The following is a 24,904-nucleotide window of genomic DNA, read 5'->3' as shown; positions in this document are numbered from 1 at the left end:
CAGCCCCGGGGTCCACACTTCTTTTCGTCGACCAGCGAGTTGACAATAATCAGGAACGCTGGTACCTTCCGACCATGACCGCCACTGCGTCAGCAGGTAACCGGATCTATCGCGAGGGCGACGAGGACATCCCCGAGGAGTTCGTCGACCTTTTGCGACGGATGCTCATGCATCACCTGGAGAACTCGACCAATCCGCATTACACCGAACTCCTGGCGCACCTCTGGCTGCGGGGGATGACGCTCTGCCCAGAGGAGAGGCTCAAGACGGTCTACGCCAAGCTCATGCAGCAGGAGGTGGAGCACGGCGTGATCACGTCGAGGATCCTCGCCGGGCTGGGCGTCGATCGGGTGGACGAGCCGATCAAGCAGTACCTCTTCCACCTGCCGATCGACACCTTCTGCGATCTGGCCTTCTTCAACGCCCTCGGCGACAGGGTCGGGTGCTACATCGGGGAGACGTGGGAGGACGTCCCCTACGAGCCCCTGCTCAGTGTCGCCGACCGCCTGCACCGCGACGAGGTGTTCCATGCCACCTTCGGGATGACCAACCTCCGGCGGGTGTGCTCGACCAGGGAAGGCTTGACCGAGGCGAACGAGAAGTTGAAGATCTGGTGGCCTGCCGCGCTCGACATGTTCGGAAGCTCCACCTCGGAGTTCTCCGACGCGTACGTCCGGTGGGGACTGCGCAAGCTCAACAACGAGCAGCTGCGTCGGCAGTACGTCGCCGACACCCGCCCGGTGCTCGAGGAGATCGGCCTCACCGTGCCCGACGACGAGGTCAACCGCAGATTCTTGTAGCGCCGGCCGGCGGTTGCCCGGGCTCGGTCGACTCGACGGGTTCTATCGACTGGACGGTTGACAATATTTAAGGCCCGGGCGTAAAGTCCGTACCGTCAGCGGGGGGAGGGAACCGTCGCCGGCAGTGCATGTAGGGGGAAGCGAGCGTGGTGCCAGCGGTCGGCTCGACGCTGGTCACGTTTGGTCACAAGGAACCCGCGATCGCCAAGGCCCGCATTCAGTGGTGCGTAATGGGCGCGCACATATCCATAGAAGGAGCAGTCAGTGAGAAGCAGGTACCTCAGGGCTACGGGCGCGTTCGTTGCCGCCGGGCTCGCTGTCGCAGCATGCGGCTCCAGCAGCAAGACAACGAGCACGCCGACGACCGGCTCGTCGGGCACCGCCGCTCCGGGCGGCAGCGCAGGGACCGGCACGCCGATCACCGTGGGGGCGATCGAAACCCTGAGCGGCCCGCTGGCGTCCTCGCTCGGCGGGATCAAGGAGACCCTTCAGGCGTGGGTCGACTACACCAACGCCAACGGAGGTCTGGAGGGTCACCCAGTCAAACTCATCGTCAAAGACGACGCTGGCAGCGGCACGACGGGGCTGGCTGACGCCCACGAGCTGATCCAGCAGGATCATGTTGCCGCCATCGTCGACGACGAGAGCACCGTGGACGGGGACTGGGCCTCCGCCGTCGCCTCCGCCGGTGTCCCTGTCGTGGGTGGTCTGGCGGTCGACGTGCCGTTCCTCACCAACCCCGACTGGTTCGCCTCGTCGACCAACAACTACGCAGCCGCATACGGGGTGATGGGCATAGGCAAGAGCATCGGCCCGAAGCAGGCAGTCGTCTACTGCACGGAGAACGCGGCGTGCGCCCAGATCATCCCGTTCTTCAAGAGCATTGCCCCCACCCTCGGGATGAGCATTCCGTACACGCAGAGCGTGGCGGCTACCTCGCCGGACTTCACGGCCGTCTGCCAGGCTCTCAAGTCCTCCGGTGCGCAGTCCTATGTGATGATCGAACCCACGACGGTGATCGAGCGGATCTCCGCAGCCTGCCGGCAGCAGGGCGTGACAGCCAAGATCGTCGAGGCCGCCTCGTCGGTGGAGCCATCACTGTTGACTCAGCCCGGCGTCGATGGCCTAGAGGCCGTCGCCGTCGACTTCCCCTTCATCGCCACTGGCACGCCGGCCACCGAGGCCTTCCATGCGGCACTGGCCAAGTATGCGCCGGCCAACCTGCTCTCCCAGTGGGGTCCGGGGGTGACTGTCCCCTGGGTTGCAATGCAGTTGTTGGCCGAGGCCGTCAAGGCGTCGGGGTCCGGTCCGGTCACCCCGGCATCGATCAAGACCGGCCTGTACACGCTGAAGGGTGACACCCTCGGTGGGCTCGCTCCACCGCTGAGCTTCAGCCCCGGGCAGGTCAACTTCCAAAACTGCTACTTCACCATAGGGATCTCCCACGGGGCGTTCGTGGCGCCGAACGGGCTGCAGACCAGTTGTGCTCCCGATGCACTGATAGCAGGGGTCGCCAAGGCCGCTGCGGCAGGGTGAGCAGAGGCAGGGGGGGCAGGTGAACCTCTGGCCGTTCATCATTGCGGGGGTCGTGACCGGCGCGGTCTACGGTCTGGCCGGTGTCGGCCTGGTGCTGACCTACAAGACATCGGGGATCTTCAACTTCGCCCATGGCTCCGTGGCGACCGTCGCGGCCTACATCTTCTACACCCTCCACGAGCAGCACCACGTGGCCACGCCGCTGGCGGTGGCAATCGCGTTGGCGCTGAGCGGCCCGCTTCTCGGGTTGGCGCTCGAGCGCCTCGGACGATCGATGACCCAGTCATCCCTGGCCGTCCAGGTGGTCGGGACGGTGGGGCTGCTTATACTGGTCGAGGCGGCGGTGACCATCATCTACGGGACGGTGGTCAGCCGGACCGTGCCCCCGTTCCTCGGGACGGGGACAGTCCATCTCGGCTCCACGGTCATCACGGTCACCCAGATCGTCATCTTCGTCGTCGCGCTCGGCGCCACGGTAGGGCTTTACGCCTACTTCCGCTTCGCCCGGCGAGGCCTGGCCATGCGGGCGGTGGTCGAGAACCCCGGGCTGCTCGACCTGGCTGGCACTGACCCGACCGCGTCCCGCCGGCTGGCATGGATGATCGGTGTCACCTTCGCGTCCGTGTCGGGGATCCTCTTGGCTCCGCTCATCGGCCAGCTCGACCCTGTGACACTGACGTTCCTGGTAGTGGAGGCGTTCGGGGCTGCGGCCATCGGGTCGTTCACCAGCCTCCCGCTCACGTTCGGGGGCGGGCTGGCCATCGGCATCGGGTCATCGCTCTGCACCAAGTACTTCCACTCCGGGCTGGCCAGCGGATTGTCGTCGTCGTTGCCGTTCATCGTCCTGCTCGTGGTGCTGGTCACTGCCCGGCGGGGGCGCTTGGCCCAGCCCCCGGTGCGGATCTACGAGCAGCGGTCCTCCTGGCGAATGGCGGGATCGTCCCAGCTGGGGCTCGGACTCCTCCTCGTCGTGTTCCTGGTGGCCGTGCCGTCCTTCGCCGGCTTCCAACTCGACGGGTGGACCACCTTCCTCGTCGACATTGTGCTGTTCATGTCCCTCGGCCTGCTCGTCAGGACGTCGGGGCAGGTCTCACTCTGCCAGGTCAGCTTCGTGGCGATCGGGGTGGCGTCGATCTCGCATCTCGTCGTCGGCCACCACGTCCCCTGGGTGCTCGCCCTGTTGCTGAGCGGGCTGATCGCGGTCCCCGTCGGCGCCCTACTGGCGATCCCGGCGATCCGCCTCTCGGGCCTGTACCTCGCCCTGGCGTCGTTCGGTTTCGGGATTCTCCTGCAGTACATGTTCTACACGCAGAGTTACATGTTCGGCTCGACCGGCATTGGGTTGAACATCCCCCGCCCGAAGGTATCGTGGCTCAATCTCAGCAGCGACAAGGCGTACTACTACTTCGTACTGGTGATCGGCGTGCTGATCGCGGTCGCGCTGGTCGCTCTCAACCGCAGCAGGTTGGGACGCCTGCTCCGGGCGCTGGCGACCAACTCGACCGGGCTCACCGCCAGCGGAGCGTCGGTGAACATAACCCAGGTACTGGTCTTCTGTCTGGCCGCGTTCATCGCCGCCATCGCCGGCGCCCTCGGCGGCGGGGTGGTGGGGGTGGTCTCAGCCGACAACTACCCGCCGCTGCTGTCGCTCACCTATTTCTTGGTCATCGTCATCACCGCGGGCGGCGAGCCCTGGTACGCGGTCCTGGCGGCAGCGGGAATCAGCCTGATCCCGACCTACGTCCACGGCGCCAACGTGACCAACTACCTAGACGTCGCGTTCGGGGTGGTCGCGCTGCTCTACGCGCTGACCCCGGCGTCGGCCCGTGCTCTGCCGCGGTCGGTGACCGGCGCAATCGACCGACTGGCCGCCTGGGTGCCACGTCCAACCCGGGGCATCGTGACTGTCGCGCCGGCGGTCACCTCATCGACGCCAATCTCTCGGGCCGGTGACGTCCCCGCTCCGGAGCCGGTTGTGGCCGGCAGCGGGCTTCGGGTGAACGGTCTCGAGGTCCGTTTCGGAGGCCTCGTTGCGGTGGACGGCGTCGACCTGGAGGCCCCGGTCGGGCGCATCACCGGGCTGATAGGGCCGAACGGTGCCGGAAAGACGACCACCTTCAACGCTTGCTCTGGTCTCAACCAGCCGAGCGCGGGCTTCCTCGAGATGGCCGGCCAGCCGATGGGAAGGAGGGGGCCCGCGGCGCGGGCGCGCCTCGGCCTCGGCCGAACCTTCCAGCAGACCGAGCTGGCCGACGATCTCTCCGTGGCCGAGAACGTCGCACTCGGGCGGGAGGGCGGCTTCGCCGGCTACAACCCTCTCCGCCACATCGTCGGGAGCCGGCGCCAGATGCGTGAGATCGGAGAGGCGGCTGCAGAGGCCATGGAGATCTGCGGCCTGGTCCAGCTGGCCGACACGCCCGTAGGGCTCCTCTCAACCGGGCAGCGACGGCTGGTCGAGCTGGCCCGTTGCATTGCCGGCCCTTTCCGGGTGCTGCTGCTCGATGAGCCGTCGTCGGGGCTCGACCGCGCCGAGACCCGGGAGTTCGGCCAGATCCTCCGCCTCCTGGTGTCGGAGCGGGGCCTCGGCATTCTCCTCGTCGAGCACGACATGTCCCTCGTGTCCGACGTGTGCGACTACATCTACGTCCTCGACTTCGGCCGTCCGCTGTTCGCAGGGACGCGCGACGAGGTGCTGGCGTCGCCGGTGGTCCGGGCCGCCTACCTCGGCGAGACGATCGACGGGGGCGACTCGTACTCTCAGTCTGGAGGGCGGGCAGAGGTGCTGATATGAGTCAGGCAAGCCCTGAGCCAGACGGTGCCACGCACGGCGACAGGCCGGAGGCGACGCCCGAGTGCGCACTCCGACTGGTCGATCTGGTTGCCGGCTATGGGTCGACCATGGTCCTTCGCAATGTGAGCATCGACGTGCCGAGCGGCGAGGTGGTGGCGCTGCTCGGCCCCAACGGCGCCGGCAAGACGACTGTACTGCGGGCGGCCTCGGGCCTCATCCGCTCGAGCAGCGGATCTGTGGTGCTCGGCGGGGTGGACGTCTCCAAGCGCGAGCCCCATGATCGCCTCCGGTCGGGTCTGTGCCTCATCCCTGAGGGGCGGGGGATCTTCCGCAGCCTCACGGTCGCGGAGAACCTCCGGCTCTACCTCCCGCCGTGGGCCAAGCGGGGGGCGTCCTATGACACCGCGGTTGACCTGTTCCCCGTGCTCGCCGAGCGGCTGAAGCAGGCCGCCGGCAGCATGTCAGGAGGCCAGCAGCAGATGCTCGCCCTGGCCCGCGCGTACCTCTCAGGCGCTGTTGTCGTGATGCTCGACGAGGTGTCGATGGGGCTCTCGCCGATCATGGTCGACGAGGTCTTCGCTGCCATCCGACAGCTGGCGGCGACCGGCGTGGCGCTGGTGGTGGTGGAGCAGTACGTCAACCGGGCGCTCGGCCTGGCAGATTCCGTGGTCGTCATGAGGAAGGGTGAGGTGGTCCACGTCGGATCGCCGTCGCAACTCGATGAGGCGGCGCTGGCCGCGCAGTACCTCGGTGCCGACCTCCCGGCCCCGGCCTGATCAGCCGGCCGACCAGGTCCGGGCTCGGCTCACGCCGCCGCGGCGGCGCACGCCCGGGAGAGGCCGTCTTCCACGCCGCTCAGCACCGCTGACGACAGGCCCGTGACGGCCTCGCGCGACCACGGGTTCCGTCCTGCAAGGATCCACAGCTCCCGCGAGCCGTCGGGCCCGGGCGTCGATGGGTCGTGGACGCTTCCTGCCTGCTGAAGCACGAAGCCGAGCGGGCCGAGCGCCCGCGGCCCGATGGTGCAGGAGCCGGTCACGACGAGACGGAGCAGGTCGGCACGGAGCTCGATGGCGGGCAGCCCGGGCGCGCCGGGCGGCCGATCCCAGCAGACGATCGCCGGCCCGTGGTCCGTGTCGCCGATGGCGATCACCGCCACCCGACTACCGTCGGCGAGCTCCGGCCAGGCATCAGTGTCGTCGAATCCGGCGTCGAAGTGACCGGCGTGGATGACCGCGGCGAAGTTGGTGCCCACCTGGTGGTCGACTTTGTCGTCCCGGCCGAGCAACGTTATGCCCTCCAGGTTGACGTCGTTGGCCAGTGCCTGGTCGACGTGGATCTGCCCGCCAGCGTCGGCCAGGTACGGCTTGACACCCCGCCGGTCCGCAACGAGTAGGAGTTGGTTGGTGCCGATCTCGTCGTTCCACAGCTCCGGCCCGTAGAAGGTGTCCGCCTTTTGCACCCGGAACTCCCCGTGCTCGTAGCTGCGCCGCCCGACGATGATCGGCGCGCCGAGAGCCATGCGGAACGTGTCGCTCTTGTGCATGTGCACGGGCGCCTTGCGGGGGAACTTGCGCCCCTCGATGGTCCGTCACGGTCACTTCGTCGCTTCCTTCACCCAAAGGACCACGGATCGCTTGAGGACATCACGCTCCATCCGCAGCTCGGCGACTTCCGATCGCAGCCGGGCCAACTCGGCGCGTTCATCGCCGGTCAAGCCCTCCGACTCGCCGCGCTCCACCCGGTCCCTGGCCACCCAGTTCCCCAAGGTGCCCTCGTTTACACCGAGGTCCCGGGCGACCTGCGCGATCGGCTTCTTGGTCTCCCGGACGATCCGGACCGCACCGGCCCTGAACTCCGCATCGAACTTCCTTCGTCTCTCTGGCATGGGCCCTCCTCATAGAGCATGCCTCTACGACTCCAGGGGAGGCTCACCTGAGAGGTGCCCAGGTCCTCACGCGGCTTACGGACGAGACGGACCTCCTGATCCTTCTCCGACTTGCTGTAACGCCGGGTCGTCGGACTCCTCGGAGACATCTCGGTAGGCATAACTCCATCCCCGCTTCCAAGGTATGGAGCCTCCAAGGATCCCAGGGTGGCTCAGATCGCCGAACGGCGCCACCTCTCCGAAGAGTCCATGACCCAGCTCGCCACCGGGCAGACTAAGCCCGCCATCGTCCCCGGAGGCGCCCCTGCCCGTCACCGCCTGAGCACCATGTGACCCACGCCGAGCACCACGCCGGTACCGTCGAGCTACGCCACGACACGGGACACCATCCTCGGCGATCACCGCGTCCACTTGTTCGCCGTGCGAGAAGTGCGTCCTTGAGTGTCAGGAGATGAAGGCATCAGATATCGCCATGCTTCCTGCCCAAGGCGCACTTCATGGGCCGGCCCCTCTGGCTGTCATCGATTAGCGGTGAGTCGCCGCTCACGCCAACCGGTGCCGGTATCGGCTCGCGGGGGAGCAAGCGCGGCGCGGTTGCGATGATCATCCCCCCGACCAGAACGGCGAAGCCCAGCAGCGTCGTGCGGGCGCTGGCGAACTGCAGGGCGACGCCGGCCCCGACGACCGGAATTGAGAGGCCGACGTAGCCGGCCAGGAAGAGCCCGGCCAGCGCCTCGGCGCGGCTCGCAGGCGGTGAGATCGTGACCACTGTCCCGACGGTGCCCTTGAACACCGCGCCGCCCCCGCCCCCCATGACCGCACCGCCGACGAGGAATAGAGCGAGACTCGGCGTCGCCAACCAGACAGCGAGCACCGTCATAGCGAGGCCCACGAGCATGAGCGCCATCCCCCCAGCCAGGATCCGGGGTATCGGCCACGCCAGCGTGGCGACCTGGACGAGCACGCTGCTCAAGAGCACTAGCCCAACCGTTGCGCCCGCCAGCGCGAGCGACGTGTGGTGAAGAGTGCCGGCGAGGAAGGTGGAGGCCAACCCGGTGAACAGTCCCAAAGCGCCGAAGGCCAAGAACGCGCCGGTGGCCGCCGCAGCGAACGCGCCCCGAGCCTCATCAGGCACCGACACGCGCTGGACGCGGTAGGGCGGCGTGGGCACCGCCCGCTCCCGGGTCTCCGGTGCGAGCACCACAACAGCAACGGCGAGCACCATTGCTGCAAGGAACACCACATAGGGAACGGTGAGCGGATCGCTGCCCCACTGCGCCAGCACGCCGGCGACGACCGGACCTAGGCCGAGGCCACCAAGGTTGACCACCGTCGCGGTCAGTTGGGCGCGGCGCGGGCCGGCGCCCGGTCTCGCAGCCGCGTCGAGCTCGGCGAGATACGCCGTTGCAGTGGAGGCCAAGACGCCGACGGAGAGGCCATTGACGACACGGGCGGTCAGCAGGCCCACGAGGTCCTTCGTGGCCAGGAACACGACTGCGCTCAGAATCGAGGTAGCCAGCGCGGGTAGCAGCACGCGCCGGCGCCCGTACCAGTCCGACAGGTGCCCCGCGAACAGCAAACTCACGGTCACGCCAGCGGCGTAGACGGCGTAGATCAAGGTGATGACCAACGACGAGAAGCCATCGCGGGCCTGATAGAGGCCGTAGAGCGGGCTGGGGGCGGTCGAGAACGCCATCACCACCAGGAACGCGAACGCGACCGACCAGAAGCCCATGCGGTGGCGGGACCAGGCGGTCGATGGGGAATGGAGGGAGGCCATGGCCGCCATGATGAGCCGTGCGGTAATCATCGGCAACGCAAATCAGCGCTATCAGTTATCGTCGATCGTGATTAGCATGTCCCGGTGGACCTCCGGCAGCTGAGCACGTTCGTCGCCGTCGCCGAAGAGGCGAGCTTCTCGCGCGCAGCTGAGCGACTGCACGTCGCTCAATCGGCGGTCTCAGCAACGATCCGCAATCTCGAGCGCGAGTGGGGTATCCAGCTCTTTCGGCGCACAACTCATAGCGTCGCGCTCAGTGACGCCGGCCGTACCCTGCTCGATGAGGCACGAGCGGCGCTGCGGGCCGGGGCGGCCGTCGAGCACGCCGTCGATGAGGTCCGCGGCGGGTTGCGCGGCACGTTGCGCGTGGGGATCATGCAGACCACTCAACCCTCCGCCCTCAGCGTCGCTGCGGCGATCTCGGCGTTTCGCGCCGAGCATCCCGGAGTGACGGTGGCCGTGCGCCAGAGCCCCAGCGCCGACATGGCCGCGGCGGTACGCAGCGGCGAGCTAGACCTCGCGTTCGTCGGCCTGCCCGATCGGCATCTGCCCGGGCTCGACCTCACGACCCTGATCGAAGGCGAGCTGCACCTGGCCTGCGCGGCGGCACATCGCCTCGCAGGCCGCCGCGACATTGAACTCGCCGCGTTGACCGGCGAGCCCTTCGCCGAGCTACCCGCGGCTTGGGGGATCCGTCTGGCGACCGACCGCGCCTTCGCAGCGGCCGGCGTACAGCGCACGATCGCCTACGAGATCAACGATGTGGCAACCGTCGGCGACTTCGTGCGCCACGGGATCGCTGTCGCGATCACCTCACCGATCTTCGTCACCCTCGACCCGGACATCGCCCTCGTAGCGATTCGCCACCACGCGCCGCGCTTCGCTGTGTCGCTAGCGATGCCCGCTACGCGCCGTTCAGGCCCGGCAGCACGAGCGTTCGCGGCAGCAGCGCAACGCACCGCGGTCGGGGTGTGAGGCGCGCAGGCCGCTTGTCCCGTGCGTTCCACCGCGCCGTTGACAGCCGACACCATCGCCCACACCAGTGCCGATTTGAGAACCGACCCCCACAGGCCCATTCGGTCAACACCGGGTGAAGTTGCCCCTTGCCCCAGCGAGCTGTCGCCAGCCTTGCTTATGATCCCTTCCCCGTTGTTGAGCACTACGAGCAGCTGCTCACAGTCTGAATACCACGGTGGCGGTGGTGAGAGCATGAGTCGTCGCTTCCGGCCTTGGCGCCCAAAACACTCAGCGGCCTTGGAACGGGCTAAGTTGGCGCTGGCGGAGCGGCTCACGCTGGGCCCGACTCGCTCGGCGCTCCTCATTTGAGGGTGACGCAGTGGCTCGGACCAGCGGATACTCGGCAACGGATACGGCGCCGACCCGGCCCTTCGACGGGCTCCTCGAACGCATTGACACCCAAGCCGCCTGAGCGCTACGGCGACATCTGGGAACGTGCGCAAGAGGGCTGTTGCACAACTTTCCATATTTACCCTCTTCTTCGGCTTGCTTATTGTCGCAATCTTCGAAAGATCCATTCTCCCCACCGGTGCCGCTCTCGTCGCTGCACTCTCCGCCCTGCTGGGTGTAGCCGCAGCTTGTCGGGCGCGACGGCGACTGGGGAGGCAACCAGCTAAATGAGTCAGCCGAGGGCGTCCCGGGTGAGAGCGAAGAGCACTCGGTCATGCCAGGCGCCGTTGCGCCATTGCGCGCCTTTCAGGCCCCCCTCCTGAACAAACCCGGCGTTCACCAGGGCGCGGCGTTCGGGGGGGTTCTCTGGGTCCGTGTCAGCCTCCACCCGATGAACGTCACTCTGGGTGAGCAGCTGCTCTGCGAGAAGGCGGTGGGCCTTGGCGCCTATGCCCCGTCGCCGGTGCTTGGGGAGAACGGTGATACCGATCCGCCATGCCAGACTCCTGCGGTTCGGTCCGTAGGGGATCCGGATGTATGACATCGAGCCGACGCCCTCGCCGTCCACTTCGATTATGAGCTGCCCGCCGCCGACGGTCTGCTCTTCACCGGTGCCAGGGGCGGCAGTCCCAGCCGCTCGAAGTGGTCATCGATCTGGACTGTGGCACGCCGCAACGCCGGGCTCCCCGACACCGTCCACCTCCCCGACTTGCGCCACGCCGGCGCCACTCTCGCTGCCCAAGCCGGGGCTACCACCCAGGAGCTGATGGCCCGTCTCGGCCACGGCAGTCCCAGGGCCGCCTCATCTACCAACACGCCGCCGAGCACCGGGACCGAGCCATCGCTGATGGCTTGCAACGCCTGGCCCGCTCCGAGCGGACCGACATGAACCCCACCGGACGCGCGATCGAGCTGACGGCCAAGCCCACGAGCGGCTGGAACGGGCACCCGCACCCCACTTGACCAGCACTTTTGCGTGGAGACGATGGGACTCGAACCCACGACCCCCTGCTTGCAAATACCAGGGCGGAGAGTTCCTGAGCGTCCACATGCGTCGCCAGCAGCCATTTCCGACCGCTCACGCACCCCGACATTCTGGCCCCGGTGGCTACTGCGGTGGCTACTGCAACCGAGGTTCGCCCGCGGTCAGCGACGCCGGTAGACGTCGGCTCGATGATCGATCCGCAGGACGGTCACCGTGCCGCCGTCGTCGTCGATCTCGTAGACGACTCGGTACGGTCCCCGTCGAGCCGCCCACAGGCCGGCGAGCTCCCGCTGGAGGGGATGTCCAACCCGCCGAGGGTTGTCAACGAGTGCACCGACCATGAACTCGACGATGGCTGCTGCCGGGCTGTCGGGGAGGCGAGCGAGTGACCGCTCCGCAGTCGCCGTCACCACGAGTCGATGCCCCGGTGATGTCACCTTGCTACCGGAGGTACTTCGCGCGCAGCTGCGCCGCGTCGAACACCCGGCCGGCGGCGCGATCGCCCCGGGATGCCTCGATCTCCGCCATGGCTCCGGGGTCGCTCAACAGGTCAAGGGTGTCTTCGAGCGCCTCCAGGTCCTGCGGGCTGAGGATCACCGCAGCCGGGCGGCCATTGCGCGTGAGGACGACCCGGTCGTGCTCGCGCTCGACCCGGTCGACGATCTCGGAAAGATGGGCCTTGATCTCGGCGAGCGGCAGGGTCTCGGACATGACCACAATCATAGTCACCGTGTAGGCGAGGCCGTCGTGTGTCACGCAGCCGTTGTAGGAGCTCCATATCGCTACCGCTCGCTGCGCCTCACAGTTAGTAGGCGTAGTGATCCGGGGCCACCAGTGGGGACTTCCACATGGTCACGGACACCTGGGAGGACGTGCTGCATCGTCTCCGTGGGCCACGGAGACGGCCCGGCCCCCACCCGCCGGTGGTGGGCCTCGGTGATGATCGCCAACGGCTTGTGTTTGACCTCGGCGGGGACTCTTCGCCCGATCGGGCCTACGAGCCCCAGGGCGCTTTTCCCCGCAGCACGAGGTTCTGGATCGACAACTCCACGATCGTGGCCTGCAGCCGGCGGTGTCGGCTTGCAGCGGGTTCAGTTCGGTCTCCTGCGCTGCGCTGCGACGCCGACGGGTCGCCGCCGCTTGCAGCGCTGCAAATAGCACGGTCTTTCGCCACCTTCCGTAATGTCAATCACCGTGGTGCGGTCCGCGCCGGACTTCGACGCGGCCTGCACCGTGGCCAACTCGCCAGTCAAGGCCTTGATCCAGATCTCGTACTTATGCGTGGGACTCCGCCGCGACATCGATCTCCTCCACGGTGAGGTGGTGGTCGGCAGCCAGCTCGTCGAGGTGGGGGGCGCCCTCGTGCGCACAGCCCCCAAGAGCGCAGCCGGCATCCGCCGGGTAACCCTCCCGCCGTTCGTCGCCGCCGAAGTGCAAGCGCACCTCGACCGCTACGTCGATGCCGGCTCCGACGCTCTGCTCTTCACCGGTGCCAGGGGCGGCAGTCCCAGCGGCTCGAAGTGGTCATCGATCTGGACTGTGGCACGCCGCAACGCCGGGCTCTCCGACACCGTCCACGTCCACGTCCACGACTTGCGCCACGCCGGCGCCACTCTCGCTGCCCAAGCCGGGGCTACCACCCAGGAGCTCATGGCCCGTCTCGGCCACGGCAGTCCCAGGGCCGCCTCATCTACCAACACGCCGCCGACCACCGGGACCGAGCCATCGCTGATGGCTTGCAACGCCTGGCCCGTCCCGAGCGGACCGACATGAACCCCACCGGACGCGCGATCGAGCTGACGGCCAAGCCCACGAGCGGCTGGAACGGGCACCCGCACCCCTCTTGACCAGCAGGTTTGCGTGGAGACGATGGGACTCGAACCCACGACCCCCTGCTTGCAAAGCAGGTGCTCTAGCCAACTGAGCTACGTCCCCTAGTTTGTGCCCATCTACCTGGGCTTTTGCTGACCGGGATCCTCCTCGACCCCTTGCACAACGCTCGTGCAGCACATAAGTTACACCTATCGTCAGACCTGTCAAGCCCTCACCTAAGCCCAGAAGCGTAGATGGCCCGGCCCTTGCCGAGCTCGTAGGCCCGTGGCGCCGATCCCTCCAGGCCGCCAACCGTTCCCCCAAGACGGTGGAGACCTACATGGAGGCCACCACGCTGTTCCTGCGGTGGCTGGAGGCCGAGCAGCTGCCCACGGCCGCCGACCGCGTCGAACGGGCCCACGTCGAGGGATTCATCACCGACCTGCTGGCCAGGTTCAAGCCAGCGACCGCTTCCAACCGGTACCGGGCCCTCGCCCGGTTCTTCGCCTTCCTGGTCGAAGAAGGCGAGATCACCGAGTCTCCGATGGCCAAGATGCGCCCACCAACGATCCCCGAGACCACGGTGCCGGTCATCCCCGACCCCGACTTGAAGAAGCTCCTCGCTGCGTGCGCTGGCACCGACTTCGCCGCCCGCCGCGACACCGCCATCATCCGCCTGCTGGTCGACTCCGGGATGAGAGCGTCCGAGTGCGTCAACCTGCGCGTCGACGACCTCGACCTCGACCTCAGTGTCGCCGTGGTCCTGGGCAAGGGACGCCGGCCCCGCTCGACGCCGTTCGGATCCAAGACCGGCGTCGCTATCGACCGCTACCTCCGGGTCCGGGCCCGTCACCAGGCCGCAGACATGCCGTGGCTGTGGCTGGGCCGGCAGGGGAGGATGACTTACGCCGGGCTTCGTCAGCTGCTCGAGCGGCGAGCCACGGAGGCTGGCATCGGCCATATCCACGCCCACCAGCTCCGGCACAGCTTCGCCAGCGCTTACCTGTCGCAGGGCGGCAACGAGGGGGACCTGATGGTCCTCGCCGGCTGGCGGTCGAGGGCCATGCTGAATCGGTACGGCGCGCACGTCGCCGCCGATCGGGCTCGAGAGGCGTACCGGCGCTCAGGGGTCGGGGACCGGCTGTGAGTCCCCACGCCAAGCTGACCAGGCCGATCGTCGTGGTCATCTGCGGGAACTGCGCCAGAAGCGGCAGGAGCGCCCGAAACCCCACCATCCTGTCGCAGGTCCGCATCCACCGAGAAGGATCCCGGACGGTGCTCAACTCCTTCTGGGTGACGAAGCTGCTCCATTCGTACCCCAAGTCCGTCGAAGAGTCCGCTGGCTGGCCGGGTGAGCCAAGCGAGACGTTCAGCAAGTGGGAAGCCCGCAGCGCTGCCCAGCGGACCAAGACCTTTGACACTGTCGGGGTGAGCATTGCGGAACTCGAGCGGTTCGACTTCACATCGGAGTGCCTCCATGGCTCGCACGGCGTGCAAACGATCGATGGCCGGGAGGTGCGGCAGGCGTTGCGCTCGGCGCTGCGGACTCGCACCCGACAGGTGACACTCCTGTCGCACAGGCTGGGACCGCTTTGGGATCCCGGCCCCAGCGACCGGGGCGTCGACTTCAACAGTGCCGCCGACTATGCGGAATGGAAAGACTCCGGGCGCTGAGCATTGTGCTATATACTGTCGGACTAACAGAGTGCGCCCAGAGCAGTCCGGCTCGCGATTGACACCGTTGTAGGGCAGACGGCAAGTGACCCCTGGAGGGTTTCCTTGCTTACGCCCGAACAACGAACGCTGCGGGCTCGGCTCGCAGCGCACACGCTCCACTCCCAGCGCGACCCGCGAGAAACGACCGCCGCAGCGCGCCAGGCCCGGTGGGATCGTTACCTCGACCAGGTCGACCCTGACCGCCAGCTGAGCGAGACCGAACGCACCCGTCGTGCGAAGGCGGCCCGATCGGCCGACATGACCAGGCTGGCGCTCAAGTCCAGCGTGGTGCGCGCCCAGCGCCGGACGACGGGGGACACAGCCGCGTGACCTACCACGAAAAACGCCGCCCGGAGGGGAATCCGGACGGCGTTCACAACGGCTCGATTCACGGAAATGCTACCACGGACCATCTCCGGCCCACGGCCGCCGAACTGATCGTCGCTGCCAACGCAGCCGCCACCATCGTCGGGGGGAAGGTCGAGCAGCAGCGCATTCCGGACCCCTCCATCTTCTACCTGCCCCAGGCGGGCAGGATCGTGGCTCACGCACTGGATGAGGACGTAATCCGAGCCGAGGAGCGGGCACCCGTAGGCGATCGCCAGGTACGGCGACTCGAGGCGCTGGCTGTCGCCGCCGAAGTTCCGTTGACCTGGCTGCTCGAGATCGTCGATGCCCGGCCGGGCATGATCGACGCCGCCGGGCGGCACGCCCGAGCCGTGATTGACGGCGCCATCCGCCGTCGTATGGCCCACGCCGCCTACGACCTGACCAAGATGGTCACCACCGGCTCGATCGACGACCTGGCCGCCACCGTGCAGTCCCTCGTCGTGGCGATCGACGACCTGCGAGCTGCGCATCGAGGGAACACTCGGTTCGGGACGCCAGCTAGCACCCAGCACCCGCAGACAGGGGAGGTCGCAGCATGAGCGTCGCCAGGCACCTCACTCCGGTACGGGCCGGGGACCCGGCGTGCACATTCGAGATGTCGGAACTCGGCAACGCGCGACGGCTGGTTGCCGAGCACGGCCACGACCTCCGGTACGTTCCCGAATGGGGGGCGTGGCTGGCATGGGATGGCCGGCGCTGGGCCCGGGACCACACCGGCGAGCGCGATCGTCGCGCTAAGGCGGTTGCCGACGCGATCCTCGACGATGCGCACCGCCTAGGCGACGACAAGCGGTTCCGATGGGGTGTGCAGAGCCAGTCCGCACGTGGCATCGGCGCGATGTTGACCTTGGCCGCGACCGAGCCGGGGATCCCGGTTCGGGTAGCCGAACTGGATGCCGACCCGTGGTTGCTGAACGTGGGTAACGGCACGATCAGCCTGCGCTCGGGGCTGCTCCAACCCCACGACCGCCAGGACCTCATCACGAAGATGGCCGGCGACGGCGTCGACTACCACCCGGACGCCATCTCGCCGCGGTTTGCCGCGTTCCTCGAGCAGGTACTTCCCGACCCCGAGGTGAGGAAGTTCCTCGCTCGGTTCGTCGGGTACACCCTCACCGGGACCGTGGGGGAGCAGGTGCTCGTGTTCCTCCTTGGCAGCGGGGCCAACGGCAAATCGACCTTGACCTCGCTGCTGCTCCGGCTTCTCGGCGAGTACGCAGCCCCGGCTCCACCGCGGCTCCTTGTGGTCAGCAAGCACCCGGAGCATCCGACGAGCGTGGCCGACCTCCTCGGCCGTCGCCTCGTCATCGCCCAAGAGGTTCAGGCCGGTGCCCAGTTCGACGAGGAGATGGTGAAGGTGCTCACCGGCGGCGACGTCCTCAAGGCCAGGTTCATGCGGGGGGACTTCTTCGAGTTCGCGCCCAGCCACAAGGTGGTGATGGGCGCCAACCACCGACCCACGGTCCGCGGCACCGACCTGGCTATTTGGCGTCGGTTGCGGCTGGTCCCGTTCGACGTCACTGTTCCCGAGGAGGACCGCGATCCCCACCTCCTGGAACGTCTAGCGGAGGAACTGCCCGGTGTCCTGTCGTGGGCAGTGCAGGGGTGTCTCGCATGGCAGTCGAGCGGTCTCACGACGCCCTCCGCGGTAACCGCTGCCACCGAGGAGTACCGGATCGACTCGGACGTGGTCGGCCAGTTCATCGCCGAGTGCTGCGTCGAGACGCCTGGCGCCACCGTCCAGTCAGCGGCGTTGTACGCCAGCTACCGGGCATGGGCCGAAACCTGCGGGCTGCACCCCATGTCCCAGAAGGCACTCACCACCCGCCTGCGGGAACGGGGCCTGGACTCCACAACTGACCGTCAGCGCCGAACGTGGTGGTGCGGGATCGGGCTGGTCGAGGACCAGAGGTGAGCCTGCCGCCGCCGGCACGCGCAGGGGGTTGCGGGGATTCTCCGCTTATCCCCGTACGCACGCCCGTGAAGGACCTATACGGAAAACCCCCGGCAACCCCCTGCGCAGCCACCCAGCCAGACCTGACGGTGCCCGCTTTACCCGTTGGACGGGACGACGCGGCCGCGGACCTCATGAAAGACGACCCGCGGAGTCAAGGTGACATCCGGCCAGCCGGAGCGGACCTGCAGCGGCGGATTCGAGACGCCCGGACCGCCGCGGGACTGTCGATCGCGGACGCTGCGGCCGCGGCGCAGATCAGCCGCCACCACTGGTCGGCAGCGGAGCGCGGCCGGGCGGTCGTGTCGGTGGCCACGGCCGAGGCGATGGCCAGCGCGATCGGCCTGGATGCCGAGTCGACCGCGGCGTTCGTGGCCCTTTCGTCACCAGATCACGGTCGCTCTAATCCGTGGCGCCAAGGCCGGCCGTATGGCCGCACCGCCCAACGGTGCCGCTGATGCCAACGCCGTTGCCGTTGCGGCCGCTGGCGTTGAGAGCTGCTGCGCTGGCCGGTTTCGCTGTGCAGGGCAACTATGCGGGCCGCCGGGCCCTGGACCGGCTCGCCGGAGCCATCCAAGCGTGCGAAGCGGTGCTGATCCGAGTCGAGGACGAGACCGTGCTCGATGACCGAGAAGACCCGATTCTCGGCGGTCAGGGCTGGTGACTGCCGCCGAGGACGCCGCTGCCGAGGCGTGGGTCAGGGGGGTGGATCCTGACCCGGACCCGGCGGTGTGGCCACGACCCGACCAGGGGCGCTCCGGCCGCGAGGTGGCGCTCGAAGCGGTCCTGCTCTACGCCTTCGCCGCGCCGTACCAGGCCACCGCCCAAGACGACGCGCTGCTGGCGCTCCTCGACGACCTCGAGCGGGCCGCCGAGCTCTACACGAAGCCGCCGGAGCCATTGTGCGCACATTGCGGCCTGGCGCCCATCCGGGTGAAGAACTCGAAGGTGGCCTGCCGCACCCTGGAGGACCTTTGCGCCCGCTGTCACCAATTCGCGCGAGAGCACAAGGGCGCGCTACCGACCGCGGCGCACAACTACCGGCAAGCCCGTCGTCTCGGACTTCTGTGGCCTCCGCGAAAAGCGGCCTGACCTGCGTCTTTCAAGATCGTGCGTAGGTGATGGCGACTTCTGGCTACCGCGTCAAATCCTGGACCGCCCTCTTCGCCGCTGTCAGGGGCAGCGGCGCTCCTGACCCGTGGGCACTCCCGACCGAACATCGCCGCCCCGAACCGAAAGAGAAGGAAGATGCTGCGACCCAGCCGCCACCCGAAGGCGAAGGCGCCTGAGGTGACCGCCGACGTGCCCGCCGACGTCGAGTCCCCGGCCGAGCAGACCACCGAGCCGCCGGCCCCGCCGACGGTCGAGGCGAGGCTCGACGCGTTGCCTTCGCACTGGCCGACCGACGATCTCCGCCAGGCGCTCGCCGCGCGGACCGCTGCCGCTGCGGTCCGCGCAGAGCACGCCGACCGGGCCGCCGCTGCCCGCGCCGCGCTCACCGAGGCGGTGGCAGCCGGCGACCTCGACGCCGCTGTCGCCAACGCCGCCGAGCTGGCCGCACTCGAACGGGTCGAGTCACTCCTGCCGGCAGCGGTGCTGCCCGCCGATGCCGGCGCCGCAGCCCTCGAGGTTGCCGGCGGTGAGCTGATCGCCGCGCAGAACGCCGCGATCATGACTCCGCCCGCCTACGCCGAGGAGAAGCGGGCGTGGCGGTCTCTAGGGCTGGACGTGGCCCGCATCGACGGTCCCACCGCGCTCGCCTCAGACGTCGAGGCTGAACGCCGTTTCGGGGAGCTGCTCGACGCCGGCCAGCGCCTCGCCGCTGAGATCGCGAACTGGCAGCGAGAGGTGACGGCCCCTGGCCGACAAGCCCTCGACTTCCTCGGGGCCGCCAGCGGCCTCCTTGAGCGGCTCGGCCAGCTCACCGCCGAGGCGGAGGACGCCGACCGCATGTTCCGGGCAGCTGACGCCGAACGGCGCCGGCTCGGCCTCACCTGGCGGCCGCCCACTGACCGCCCCCAAGTCCCCGCCGCCATCGGGCAGCGGGTCATCACCCGATAGCTCCGGCTGACCGCCGAGAAAGGTTGCATACCGATGCCCACCAACGACCATGACAGCCAGGGGTACGAGCGTGCTCACCGGGCGCTGACAGAGTTCTACTCCGGCGCGTGGCTCGATCCGAAGGCCCGTCGGATCGCCGGCCCTGACGGCGTTTCTCGCCCGCTCGCCGAAACAGCCACCCGAGTGGCGAAGGCGAAGAAGGCCGCCGAAGAAGGCAAGATCGCCCTGTTCGACGCGAACGGGCAGCTGCTCGGCTACTGCGATCCCGACGCGATCGAGCCGCTAGCGACTGGCGTAAGCAAGGCGCTGGGGCGCCGGCCGTCTGCGGTCACCCGGAGCGATATTTTCGCTGCGCTTGGCCGTCTCCACTCCAGCACCCGGGTCCGTAAGAGTCGCCGGCCGGCCGACCGGAAACGTCAGGTTGCTGCGGGAGTGGCCGCGTACGGAAGGCTGTCTGGTACCGATCGGGTGGCGATCGACCGGCTCCTCCGCCAGGCGGCGCGCTAGCCCCAGCTTGCGGCGTTCACGGACAGACCAGGGGGCTGCGCCACGGGCCCCTGTTGCCATTTGCCGAAGGCCACGGGGAGGCGCCACTTCTCGCCGCTCGCACCCGGCCTGCGCCGCAGTCTGCACCGCCGCGGTATCCGTCGGGGATCGCCGCGGCGGTGCAACCCCCTTTCACCCCACCGAAGGAACCCGCTCATGATGGAACACCCCGCCGAGGCGGACCGAGCCGCCCGGGTGCTAGCGACTGGCACCGCGATGGTCGCCGCGCACGCGCGAGGGGACTTGGAGCGGGTCCTCGACCTGACCCGCGAAGCCGACGACGAGCGCTACCTCCGGGAGGTGGCGCTCGTCCTCGCGTCGACCGCCGCCGCCTACGTGCGCAACTGGGCCAAGGCGAGGACGACGCCCCTCGAGGTAGCCCTCGACCAGCTCGCGGCCCTGACCGCCGATTCGATCCGCGACATGACCACACCCGAGGAGCCCTAAATGCCGCCTGTCCCTGTCCCGCCCGAACAGTATCTGGTGTCGATGATCACCCAGCTGCGCACCGACGTCGATGGGATCGCAACCAACCAACAAACAACGTTGACCGACGAGATCGGCCGGGCGGTCGTGAACATCGGTTTGGCGCCGGCGTCGAACCCGGCCCAGTACGGGATTCAGCTGGTGAACCCGGCGACCGGCGGCCAGCTCGCCATGTTCGGGGTGCAGGAGGACGGCACCGTCTCCCAGTCGTTCTTCGACGGGAACGGCAACCTGCGCACCAAGATCGACGCCGCCGGCCAGCACTTCTATGACGGGTCCGGCAACCAGCTGGTCACTATCGACTCGATGGGCTTGCACGTGTGGAACAGCTCCGGCCAGGAGATCACCCGCCTGGACGGCACCGGCCTGCATTCGTATGACGCGACGACCGCCGAACGGGTCCGGGCCGGGCATCTCGCCTCCGGTGACTACGGCCTCCAGGTGACAGACAGCTCCGGGAACACCGAGGAGGTGCTGCCCGCCGTCGAGAGCTTCGCAGCCAACGTCATTTCGGTCACCAGCACGTCCTATGTGAGCGACGGTGGCCCGTCTGTCACGGCCGTGGTCGGGGCCTCCGGGAAGGTGAAGCTCGACGCGTCCGCCCAGCTCGAATCGAACTCGGCTGGCGACGGTGTCTACGTCGGGCTCTTCATCGACGGCTCCGCGTGGACCGGCGGTGGCGGCAGCGACACAACCGCGCTGCTCGACTGTTTCAGCGTCGGAGGCCAGACCCTCGCCACGTGCGCTGTCACCGTCGTGCTCGCCGGCCTGACCCCCGGGTCGCACACCTTCGAGCTGCAATATCGGCACTCCAGCGGCACGAACGCCGGCGAGTTCTGGAACCGGTCGCTGCTCGTCACGCCCCTCTGAGCGCCGATACGTCACCATTCCCGGCGCCGACTCCCCTTGCTACTCTCCCCATCGACCCCGCGCACGCGGGGCGCGGCTCAAGACGTCACAGGGGGAGCGTTGAGCACGACCGCCGAACCGGCGCACGCCTGTCCGAACTGCGGCACCGAGCAAGTGCCTGGCGCCGTGGCCTGTCCTATGTGCTGGTCGCCGCTGAACGTCGCCGTACCGGTGGCGTCGCCCGAGGTGCTGGCCGCCCCGGTGCCTCCAGGGGCAGTGAGCGGAGCGCCAGTGTCCTACAACTCCGTCGAGAGCGTCGTCTGGCGCGGAGGGTGGCCCGCACTGTTTCGCGGCGAGAGCCAAGCGAAGGTGCTACGTCGAGCAATCGGAGAGCTGAATGGCCACGGAAGGGTTGTCGTCGCGATCACCCCGGACCGCTGGTCATTCTGGCAGCGGCTCGGGTGGTCGATCGTCACGTCGATGACCCTCGGCTTCGTCGTCCGCCACGAGAACCTGCTCCTAGTGAGCGCGCCCGCCCCTCGGGGTGCTGACGCTCGGTAGTGCACACTTCTCAGCCGACGCCGGGATAGCGGCCGGGAGCGGCTACCGTGCTGGGCTCATGAGCCCGGCGCTCTTCCCTGTCCTGATCTTCATGGCGTGGGCGCTGTTGCTGGCGGCTCTGCTCTTGGGGCAGCGGAGCGGATGGTCTCCCGATCCTTGGGTCAAGCTGCTCGCAGCGGTCGTCCTAGTTGTCCTCGGGGTGACCGCAGGCCTCATCGGGGCAGGCCACTTCGACCAGGCCCCAGCTACGGGTATCTCGTGGGCGGATGCTCTGACGGCCGCTGGAACCGTTGCAACAGCAATCGTTACAGGCGTTGCCGCCGTGGTCGCCTATGTCGTGTACGTCCGGGCGCGGTCGGACGCAAAGAAGCTCGCAATCTCCCGCTGCGACGTGACCATCGAAGGCACGTGCTTCACCTACGCAGAGAAACACCTTCTTCGGCTATCCCTGGTCGTCTGTAACCGCTCGACATCGAGGTTGGAGCTATCGGAAATACCGGAACCTCCGTTCGTCATGGTTCATGCGGTGGATGAAGAGATGTTCGATGCTTCGCTCACTGACGACATCTTCGACCCCGTGCCACCCCTCGCCGCGGTTCCCGTGCTGAGCGGCAAGTTCCTTGAGGCGGAGGAGAGCCTGACTCACACGGTCCTCGTGCCGCTCGAGCCGCACCCGATCGCTGCCTACCGAGTGGAGTTTGGCATCGCCGTTGTCGAGGAGAGCGATGGCCAACCCTACGAGTGGCGTGCAGTCAACTTTGTTCCGGTCCTGATGACAGCCGTGTACCCTGGCAACTGAGAGGAGCCGTGATGGGCGTACGAGTAGAGCGGTCTGACCAGGCTCGGTCGGTGATCCGACAAGCCTTGGAGCAGACGCGGCAAACCACCACAAACTCATCGTCCTCGGAGGCGGCGGGCACCCCTTCGGAGCCGACCAGGGGCCGATAGCTCTCAGTTCTCGGGCGCCGAGCCAGACCGACAGAAACCCCGCGCATCACAGGGGGGGTCTCGCGGGGACCAACTCTTGACCTCGGTTACCGCTCGGTAACAAGAGGCACTTGCGGTCAGGAGATACTCACGCTCCCGGCCGACAACCGGCCGTAGGCCCCCGACCGCAGCGCCCGCTACGGCAACCCCCGAGGCCAGCACGGCCGCGCTGAGAGCCTTTCATGCTTGCGCCGAGAAGCGCGGGCTCTCGGCGGCTCAGATCGCCTCATCGGAGGCGCCTTCGTCGGGTAGCCGACGCGGGGGCGGGCGTCGAGGACGTCGATGGTGAACGGGGTGGTAGACCTGTGGGCATCTACCTGAGGGGGGATCATGCTCAAGAAGCTCGCTGAGTTCCTGACGTTGCGTTGGCTTTGGGACCGCCACAAAGGCCAGTAGTAGGGCACGGCAGGGGGCCCCGCCCGACGGGCGGGGCCCCCTTGGTTATGCAGACTGTCGGGTGGTCAGATCGCCCCGATGGAGGCGCCTTCGACGAGGTAGCCGACACGGATACGAGCGTCGAGGCGGTCCATGCGCAGGATCGGGTCGGTCCGCAGCTGGCGATACCGGCGCCGCGCGTGCAGGCGGGCGGCCGGCGAGACGTGATCCCACTTGTATTGCTCGAGGCGGCGCACCCCTTCTGGCAGCGGGACGCGAGGATCGTTCACAGCCCGACCATCGCAGCGGCGTTCTCCCGGAACAGGGAGCCGTCTCGGATGTAGCGGCGGACCATCGGCAGGCTCTTGTGGCCGGTCTGCGCCATGATTGACCGCTCGGACGCCCCGGCCTGCGCCGCCGATGTCGCGAGGCCAGAGCGGAGGCTGTGACCGGCGTAGCGGGCGCCTTCGAGCCCGGCCGCCAGGCACGCCTTCTTTACGACTTCGGCTACCGCCCGGTCGCCGAGGCGGACCGCTCGGACATGGCCGTGGCGGTCTACCGGCCGGAAGATCGGACCCTCGCTGATCCCGGCCGCGTCGAGCCACGCGCGGTACGCCCGCACAGGGCACGTGGCCGGGTCGGAGCCGTATGGGATGCCGACCTTGCGGCCGGCGCCCTCCTGGTCGGTCTTGGACCGGCGCAGCAGGATCGTGAGCCCGTCTTGGCCGTCGGTGACGTCCTCGACGTTGAGCGCCACCAGCTCGGATCGCCGGAAGGCGCCGGCGAAGCCGACAAGCAGCAACGCCCGGTCGCGCGTCCCGTTGAGACTCGGTCCCAACTTGGCGACCATCTTGCGAAGGTCGGCCATGAGCACCGGGTCCTTGCCGACCTGCGCCGTGCCGATCGTCCGGCGGATCCCGGCCATGGTCACCCGCACCCGCACCGAAGTGGTCGGCGAGTCGAGCTCGGCGGTCTGGTGTGCCTGGCTGATCGCAGAGAGGCGCCGACCGATCGTGGAAGCCTTCGCCCAGGCCGCCAGGTCGGTCAGGTACAACGCCACGGTGTCAGGGTCGGCCGGAAGCGCCTGCAGGCCGTGGCGGTCGCACCAGCCGGTGAAATCCCGCCAGTCGGCCCGGTACGCCCGGATCGTTGCCGGCGCCTTCGACGCAGCGGCGAGGCGCCTCGCTCCAGCGACCAGCTCCTCGAAAGTCATCACCGCTGACCCCCGAGAATGGAGGACTACCGGAAGCTGAGTGGTGGTCACTCGGCCTCCCCTCTGAGCAGTCCAGCCACCGTGACGCCACGTGCGGCCGCCTCGGCGGCGAGGCTCTCGAACGCCGCCTCGAGGAGGTCAACCTGCTTCTCGAGCCGGGCCAGCCGGCGCTCCTCCTCAGATGTCATCCGGTCGGCGCTCACAACTGCTCCTCGCCAAGCTGCTGAAGCGTGGCGCGGCACTCCTCGAGCTGGGCCAGAAGCGCATCGACCTGAGCGGTCAGCTCGGCGATCGTCCTGCGGTCGGCCTCGCGGTGAGCGACGGTCGTATCCTTGGGCATGTCGGGACCTCCTAGGGGTTCCGTCCGGGCCCCGGGGTGTGTGAAGCACCGCCGGGGCCGATCTCTACAGCAGATAACTGCCGGAGTTTCGGAGGTCTGCGGCCTGCAAAGACGCAGGCGAGCACATCGCTAGGACCGGGCTAGTTGCAAAGCAGGTGCTCTAGCCAACTGAGCTACGTCCCCGAGTTGTGTAGTCGGCCTATCCTTGCAGCTCAGCGACCCGTTCCTGCGCCGGCGGACGCTCGACTGTCGGAACGGGAACGGCGACGCTCATGACCGTCCTCGCCAAGGACAATTGGAAGGAAACCGGCACGTTCCCGGATTCGCTACGACGACCGACAGCCATGCTGGACAGTCTACGCGGGTGGCGTCGGCGTTAACGACTCGTTGGTCGCCCCGATGTGTCGGGCGCCGCGGTCACCGCGAG

At 68.1% G+C, this 24,904-nt stretch carries 32 protein-coding genes and 1 tRNA gene; 22 read left to right on the top strand and 11 right to left on the bottom strand.

Going from position 1 to position 24,904, the window contains the following annotated elements; genetic code table 11:
- Window positions 1–74 precede the first annotated feature (74 nt).
- The 4 genes from K6U06_RS19870 to K6U06_RS19855 all read left to right on the top strand — a co-directional run bounded on the left by K6U06_RS19870 (window position 75) and on the right by K6U06_RS19855 (window position 5,903).
- Window positions 75–800, top strand: a complete 726-nt coding sequence (locus tag K6U06_RS19870) for a Phenylacetic acid catabolic protein (RefSeq protein WP_262323714.1) — start codon at window positions 75–77, stop codon at window positions 798–800.
- A 264-nt stretch (window positions 801–1,064) separates the two neighbouring features.
- Complete coding sequence (locus K6U06_RS19865) at window positions 1,065–2,336, top strand: ABC transporter substrate-binding protein (protein WP_262323713.1); 1,272 nt, start codon at window positions 1,065–1,067, stop codon at window positions 2,334–2,336.
- A gap of 19 nt (window positions 2,337–2,355) precedes the next feature.
- Window positions 2,356–5,127, top strand: a complete 2,772-nt coding sequence (locus tag K6U06_RS19860) for an ABC transporter permease subunit (protein WP_262323712.1) — start codon at window positions 2,356–2,358, stop codon at window positions 5,125–5,127.
- Between the two features lie 107 nt (window positions 5,128–5,234).
- A complete protein-coding gene (locus tag K6U06_RS19855) occupies window positions 5,235–5,903 on the top strand; it encodes an ABC transporter ATP-binding protein (protein WP_262323711.1) in 669 nt (222 codons plus the stop codon).
- 29 nt (window positions 5,904–5,932) lie between these two features.
- Here K6U06_RS19855 and K6U06_RS19850 read toward each other — a convergent pair whose 3' ends face one another.
- Entirely contained in the window at window positions 5,933–6,673 is a 741-nt protein-coding gene (locus tag K6U06_RS19850; protein ID WP_262323710.1) for a hypothetical protein, read from the bottom strand.
- Window positions 6,674–6,724: 51 nt separating this feature from the next.
- The gene (locus K6U06_RS19845) at window positions 6,725–7,015 is read right to left on the bottom strand and encodes a transposase (RefSeq protein ID WP_262323709.1); all 291 of its coding nucleotides are present in this window, start codon (window positions 7,013–7,015) and stop codon (window positions 6,725–6,727) included.
- Between the two features lie 207 nt (window positions 7,016–7,222).
- Here K6U06_RS19845 and K6U06_RS19840 point away from each other — a divergent pair, with 207 nt between their 5' ends.
- On the top strand, window positions 7,223–7,348 hold the full coding sequence (locus tag K6U06_RS19840) for a hypothetical protein (RefSeq protein ID WP_262323708.1): 126 nt from the start codon (window positions 7,223–7,225) through the stop codon (window positions 7,346–7,348).
- A gap of 127 nt (window positions 7,349–7,475) precedes the next feature.
- Here K6U06_RS19840 and K6U06_RS19835 read toward each other — a convergent pair whose 3' ends face one another.
- Window positions 7,476–8,804 (bottom strand): MFS transporter, encoded by a 1,329-nt coding sequence (locus K6U06_RS19835; RefSeq protein ID WP_262323707.1) that lies wholly within the window; start codon window positions 8,802–8,804, stop codon window positions 7,476–7,478.
- A gap of 75 nt (window positions 8,805–8,879) precedes the next feature.
- Here K6U06_RS19835 and K6U06_RS19830 point away from each other — a divergent pair, with 75 nt between their 5' ends.
- The gene (locus tag K6U06_RS19830) at window positions 8,880–9,770 is read left to right on the top strand and encodes a LysR family transcriptional regulator (protein ID WP_262323706.1); all 891 of its coding nucleotides are present in this window, start codon (window positions 8,880–8,882) and stop codon (window positions 9,768–9,770) included.
- Window positions 9,771–10,434: 664 nt separating this feature from the next.
- On the opposite strand, the gene K6U06_RS19825 is transcribed toward K6U06_RS19830, so the two are convergent.
- Window positions 10,435–10,779 (bottom strand): GNAT family N-acetyltransferase, encoded by a 345-nt coding sequence (locus K6U06_RS19825; protein ID WP_410051107.1) that lies wholly within the window; start codon window positions 10,777–10,779, stop codon window positions 10,435–10,437.
- A gap of 84 nt (window positions 10,780–10,863) precedes the next feature.
- Between K6U06_RS19825 and K6U06_RS19820 the strand changes: the two genes are divergently transcribed.
- Window positions 10,864–11,091, top strand: a complete 228-nt coding sequence (locus tag K6U06_RS19820) for a hypothetical protein (RefSeq protein ID WP_262323705.1) — start codon at window positions 10,864–10,866, stop codon at window positions 11,089–11,091.
- A gap of 257 nt (window positions 11,092–11,348) precedes the next feature.
- On the opposite strand, the gene K6U06_RS19815 is transcribed toward K6U06_RS19820, so the two are convergent.
- Together K6U06_RS19815 and K6U06_RS19810 are read right to left on the bottom strand one after the other, a co-directional pair.
- The gene (locus K6U06_RS19815) at window positions 11,349–11,597 is read right to left on the bottom strand and encodes a type II toxin-antitoxin system RelE family toxin (RefSeq protein WP_262323704.1); all 249 of its coding nucleotides are present in this window, start codon (window positions 11,595–11,597) and stop codon (window positions 11,349–11,351) included.
- A 31-nt stretch (window positions 11,598–11,628) separates the two neighbouring features.
- The gene (locus K6U06_RS19810; RefSeq protein ID WP_262323703.1) at window positions 11,629–11,898 is read right to left on the bottom strand and encodes a type II toxin-antitoxin system Phd/YefM family antitoxin; all 270 of its coding nucleotides are present in this window, start codon (window positions 11,896–11,898) and stop codon (window positions 11,629–11,631) included.
- Window positions 11,899–12,369: 471 nt separating this feature from the next.
- On the opposite strand from K6U06_RS19810, the gene K6U06_RS19805 reads away from it, so the two are divergent.
- Window positions 12,370–12,960 (top strand): tyrosine-type recombinase/integrase, encoded by a 591-nt coding sequence (locus K6U06_RS19805; protein ID WP_262323702.1) that lies wholly within the window; start codon window positions 12,370–12,372, stop codon window positions 12,958–12,960.
- Window positions 12,961–13,048: 88 nt separating this feature from the next.
- Here the strand turns inward: K6U06_RS19805 and K6U06_RS19800 are convergent.
- A tRNA-Ala gene (locus tag K6U06_RS19800) sits at window positions 13,049–13,122 on the bottom strand.
- Between the two features lie 88 nt (window positions 13,123–13,210).
- On the opposite strand from K6U06_RS19800, the gene K6U06_RS19795 reads away from it, so the two are divergent.
- The 14 genes from K6U06_RS19795 (at window position 13,211) to K6U06_RS19730 (ending at window position 22,361) form a co-directional block, all read left to right on the top strand.
- A complete protein-coding gene (locus K6U06_RS19795) occupies window positions 13,211–14,146 on the top strand; it encodes a tyrosine-type recombinase/integrase (protein ID WP_262323754.1) in 936 nt (311 codons plus the stop codon).
- A 128-nt stretch (window positions 14,147–14,274) separates the two neighbouring features.
- A complete protein-coding gene (locus K6U06_RS19790) occupies window positions 14,275–14,673 on the top strand; it encodes a hypothetical protein (RefSeq protein WP_262323701.1) in 399 nt (132 codons plus the stop codon).
- Window positions 14,674–14,778: 105 nt separating this feature from the next.
- Window positions 14,779–15,045 carry a hypothetical protein gene (locus K6U06_RS19785; protein ID WP_262323700.1) on the top strand — a complete coding sequence of 89 codons (267 nt, stop codon included), beginning with the start codon at window positions 14,779–14,781 and terminating at the stop codon, window positions 15,043–15,045.
- The gene (locus tag K6U06_RS19780; protein WP_262323699.1) at window positions 15,042–15,644 is read left to right on the top strand and encodes a hypothetical protein; all 603 of its coding nucleotides are present in this window, start codon (window positions 15,042–15,044) and stop codon (window positions 15,642–15,644) included. Before K6U06_RS19785 ends, K6U06_RS19780 begins: the two co-directional genes overlap by 4 nt.
- On the top strand, window positions 15,641–17,020 hold the full coding sequence (locus tag K6U06_RS19775; protein WP_262323698.1) for a phage/plasmid primase, P4 family: 1,380 nt from the start codon (window positions 15,641–15,643) through the stop codon (window positions 17,018–17,020). The genes K6U06_RS19780 and K6U06_RS19775 overlap by 4 nt, the downstream gene beginning before the upstream one ends.
- A gap of 128 nt (window positions 17,021–17,148) precedes the next feature.
- Window positions 17,149–17,517 (top strand): helix-turn-helix domain-containing protein, encoded by a 369-nt coding sequence (locus K6U06_RS19770; protein WP_262323697.1) that lies wholly within the window; start codon window positions 17,149–17,151, stop codon window positions 17,515–17,517.
- Window positions 17,517–17,723, top strand: coding sequence for a hypothetical protein (locus K6U06_RS19765; RefSeq protein ID WP_262323696.1), 207 nt, complete (start codon window positions 17,517–17,519; stop codon window positions 17,721–17,723). Before K6U06_RS19770 ends, K6U06_RS19765 begins: the two co-directional genes overlap by 1 nt.
- Entirely contained in the window at window positions 17,720–18,151 is a 432-nt protein-coding gene (locus K6U06_RS19760) for a hypothetical protein (protein ID WP_262323695.1), read from the top strand. Before K6U06_RS19765 ends, K6U06_RS19760 begins: the two co-directional genes overlap by 4 nt.
- Before the next feature lie 198 nt (window positions 18,152–18,349).
- Window positions 18,350–19,120, top strand: a complete 771-nt coding sequence (locus tag K6U06_RS19755) for a hypothetical protein (protein WP_262323694.1) — start codon at window positions 18,350–18,352, stop codon at window positions 19,118–19,120.
- Window positions 19,121–19,153: 33 nt separating this feature from the next.
- Window positions 19,154–19,627 carry a hypothetical protein gene (locus tag K6U06_RS19750; protein ID WP_262323693.1) on the top strand — a complete coding sequence of 158 codons (474 nt, stop codon included), beginning with the start codon at window positions 19,154–19,156 and terminating at the stop codon, window positions 19,625–19,627.
- Window positions 19,628–19,822: 195 nt separating this feature from the next.
- The gene (locus K6U06_RS19745; RefSeq protein WP_262323692.1) at window positions 19,823–20,113 is read left to right on the top strand and encodes a hypothetical protein; all 291 of its coding nucleotides are present in this window, start codon (window positions 19,823–19,825) and stop codon (window positions 20,111–20,113) included.
- Window positions 20,114–21,022 carry a hypothetical protein gene (locus K6U06_RS19740; RefSeq protein ID WP_262323691.1) on the top strand — a complete coding sequence of 303 codons (909 nt, stop codon included), beginning with the start codon at window positions 20,114–20,116 and terminating at the stop codon, window positions 21,020–21,022.
- A gap of 210 nt (window positions 21,023–21,232) precedes the next feature.
- On the top strand, window positions 21,233–21,562 hold the full coding sequence (locus tag K6U06_RS19735) for a hypothetical protein (RefSeq protein ID WP_262323690.1): 330 nt from the start codon (window positions 21,233–21,235) through the stop codon (window positions 21,560–21,562).
- A 58-nt stretch (window positions 21,563–21,620) separates the two neighbouring features.
- On the top strand, window positions 21,621–22,361 hold the full coding sequence (locus K6U06_RS19730) for a hypothetical protein (RefSeq protein WP_262323689.1): 741 nt from the start codon (window positions 21,621–21,623) through the stop codon (window positions 22,359–22,361).
- Window positions 22,362–23,010: 649 nt separating this feature from the next.
- On the opposite strand, the gene K6U06_RS19725 is transcribed toward K6U06_RS19730, so the two are convergent.
- The 4 genes from K6U06_RS19725 to K6U06_RS19710 are packed head-to-tail and all read right to left on the bottom strand — an operon-like array spanning window position 23,011 to window position 24,477.
- The gene (locus K6U06_RS19725) at window positions 23,011–23,214 is read right to left on the bottom strand and encodes a hypothetical protein (protein WP_262323688.1); all 204 of its coding nucleotides are present in this window, start codon (window positions 23,212–23,214) and stop codon (window positions 23,011–23,013) included.
- A complete protein-coding gene (locus tag K6U06_RS19720) occupies window positions 23,211–24,188 on the bottom strand; it encodes a site-specific integrase (protein WP_262323687.1) in 978 nt (325 codons plus the stop codon). Before K6U06_RS19720 ends, K6U06_RS19725 begins: the two co-directional genes overlap by 4 nt.
- On the bottom strand, window positions 24,185–24,340 hold the full coding sequence (locus tag K6U06_RS19715; RefSeq protein WP_262323686.1) for a hypothetical protein: 156 nt from the start codon (window positions 24,338–24,340) through the stop codon (window positions 24,185–24,187). Before K6U06_RS19715 ends, K6U06_RS19720 begins: the two co-directional genes overlap by 4 nt.
- Window positions 24,337–24,477: a hypothetical protein gene (locus tag K6U06_RS19710; protein WP_262323685.1), complete on the bottom strand. Its 141-nt coding sequence runs from the start codon at window positions 24,475–24,477 to the stop codon at window positions 24,337–24,339. Before K6U06_RS19710 ends, K6U06_RS19715 begins: the two co-directional genes overlap by 4 nt.
- Between the last annotated feature and the right edge of the window lie 427 nt (window positions 24,478–24,904).

Origin of the sequence: Acidiferrimicrobium sp. IK (genome assembly GCF_025499425.1) — a bacterium.
GTDB lineage: Bacteria > Actinomycetota > Acidimicrobiia > Acidimicrobiales > Palsa-688 > Acidiferrimicrobium.
This window is presented reverse-complemented; position numbering and strand designations above follow the sequence as displayed.

Bases quoted from the DNA above. Each gene is read 5' to 3' on its own strand.
- K6U06_RS19870 (WP_262323714.1), top strand. From the start codon at position 75: ATGACCGCCACTGCGTCAGCAGGTAACCGGATCTATCGCGAGGGCGAC.
- K6U06_RS19855 (WP_262323711.1), top strand. From the start codon at position 5,235: ATGGTCCTTCGCAATGTGAGCATCGACGTGCCGAGCGGCGAGGTGGTG.
- K6U06_RS19850 (WP_262323710.1), bottom strand. From the start codon at position 6,673: ATGCACAAGAGCGACACGTTCCGCATGGCTCTCGGCGCGCCGATCATC.
- K6U06_RS19845 (WP_262323709.1), bottom strand. From the start codon at position 7,015: ATGCCAGAGAGACGAAGGAAGTTCGATGCGGAGTTCAGGGCCGGTGCG.
- K6U06_RS19835 (WP_262323707.1), bottom strand. From the start codon at position 8,804: ATGGCGGCCATGGCCTCCCTCCATTCCCCATCGACCGCCTGGTCCCGC.
- K6U06_RS19810 (WP_262323703.1), bottom strand. From the start codon at position 11,898: ATGTCCGAGACCCTGCCGCTCGCCGAGATCAAGGCCCATCTTTCCGAG.
- K6U06_RS19805 (WP_262323702.1), top strand. From the start codon at position 12,370: ATGTCAATCACCGTGGTGCGGTCCGCGCCGGACTTCGACGCGGCCTGC.
- K6U06_RS19775 (WP_262323698.1), top strand. From the start codon at position 15,641: ATGAGCGTCGCCAGGCACCTCACTCCGGTACGGGCCGGGGACCCGGCG.
- K6U06_RS19765 (WP_262323696.1), top strand. From the start codon at position 17,517: ATGCCAACGCCGTTGCCGTTGCGGCCGCTGGCGTTGAGAGCTGCTGCG.
- K6U06_RS19750 (WP_262323693.1), top strand. From the start codon at position 19,154: ATGCCCACCAACGACCATGACAGCCAGGGGTACGAGCGTGCTCACCGG.
- K6U06_RS19745 (WP_262323692.1), top strand. From the start codon at position 19,823: ATGATGGAACACCCCGCCGAGGCGGACCGAGCCGCCCGGGTGCTAGCG.
- K6U06_RS19740 (WP_262323691.1), top strand. From the start codon at position 20,114: ATGCCGCCTGTCCCTGTCCCGCCCGAACAGTATCTGGTGTCGATGATC.
- K6U06_RS19730 (WP_262323689.1), top strand. From the start codon at position 21,621: ATGAGCCCGGCGCTCTTCCCTGTCCTGATCTTCATGGCGTGGGCGCTG.
- K6U06_RS19710 (WP_262323685.1), bottom strand. From the start codon at position 24,477: ATGCCCAAGGATACGACCGTCGCTCACCGCGAGGCCGACCGCAGGACG.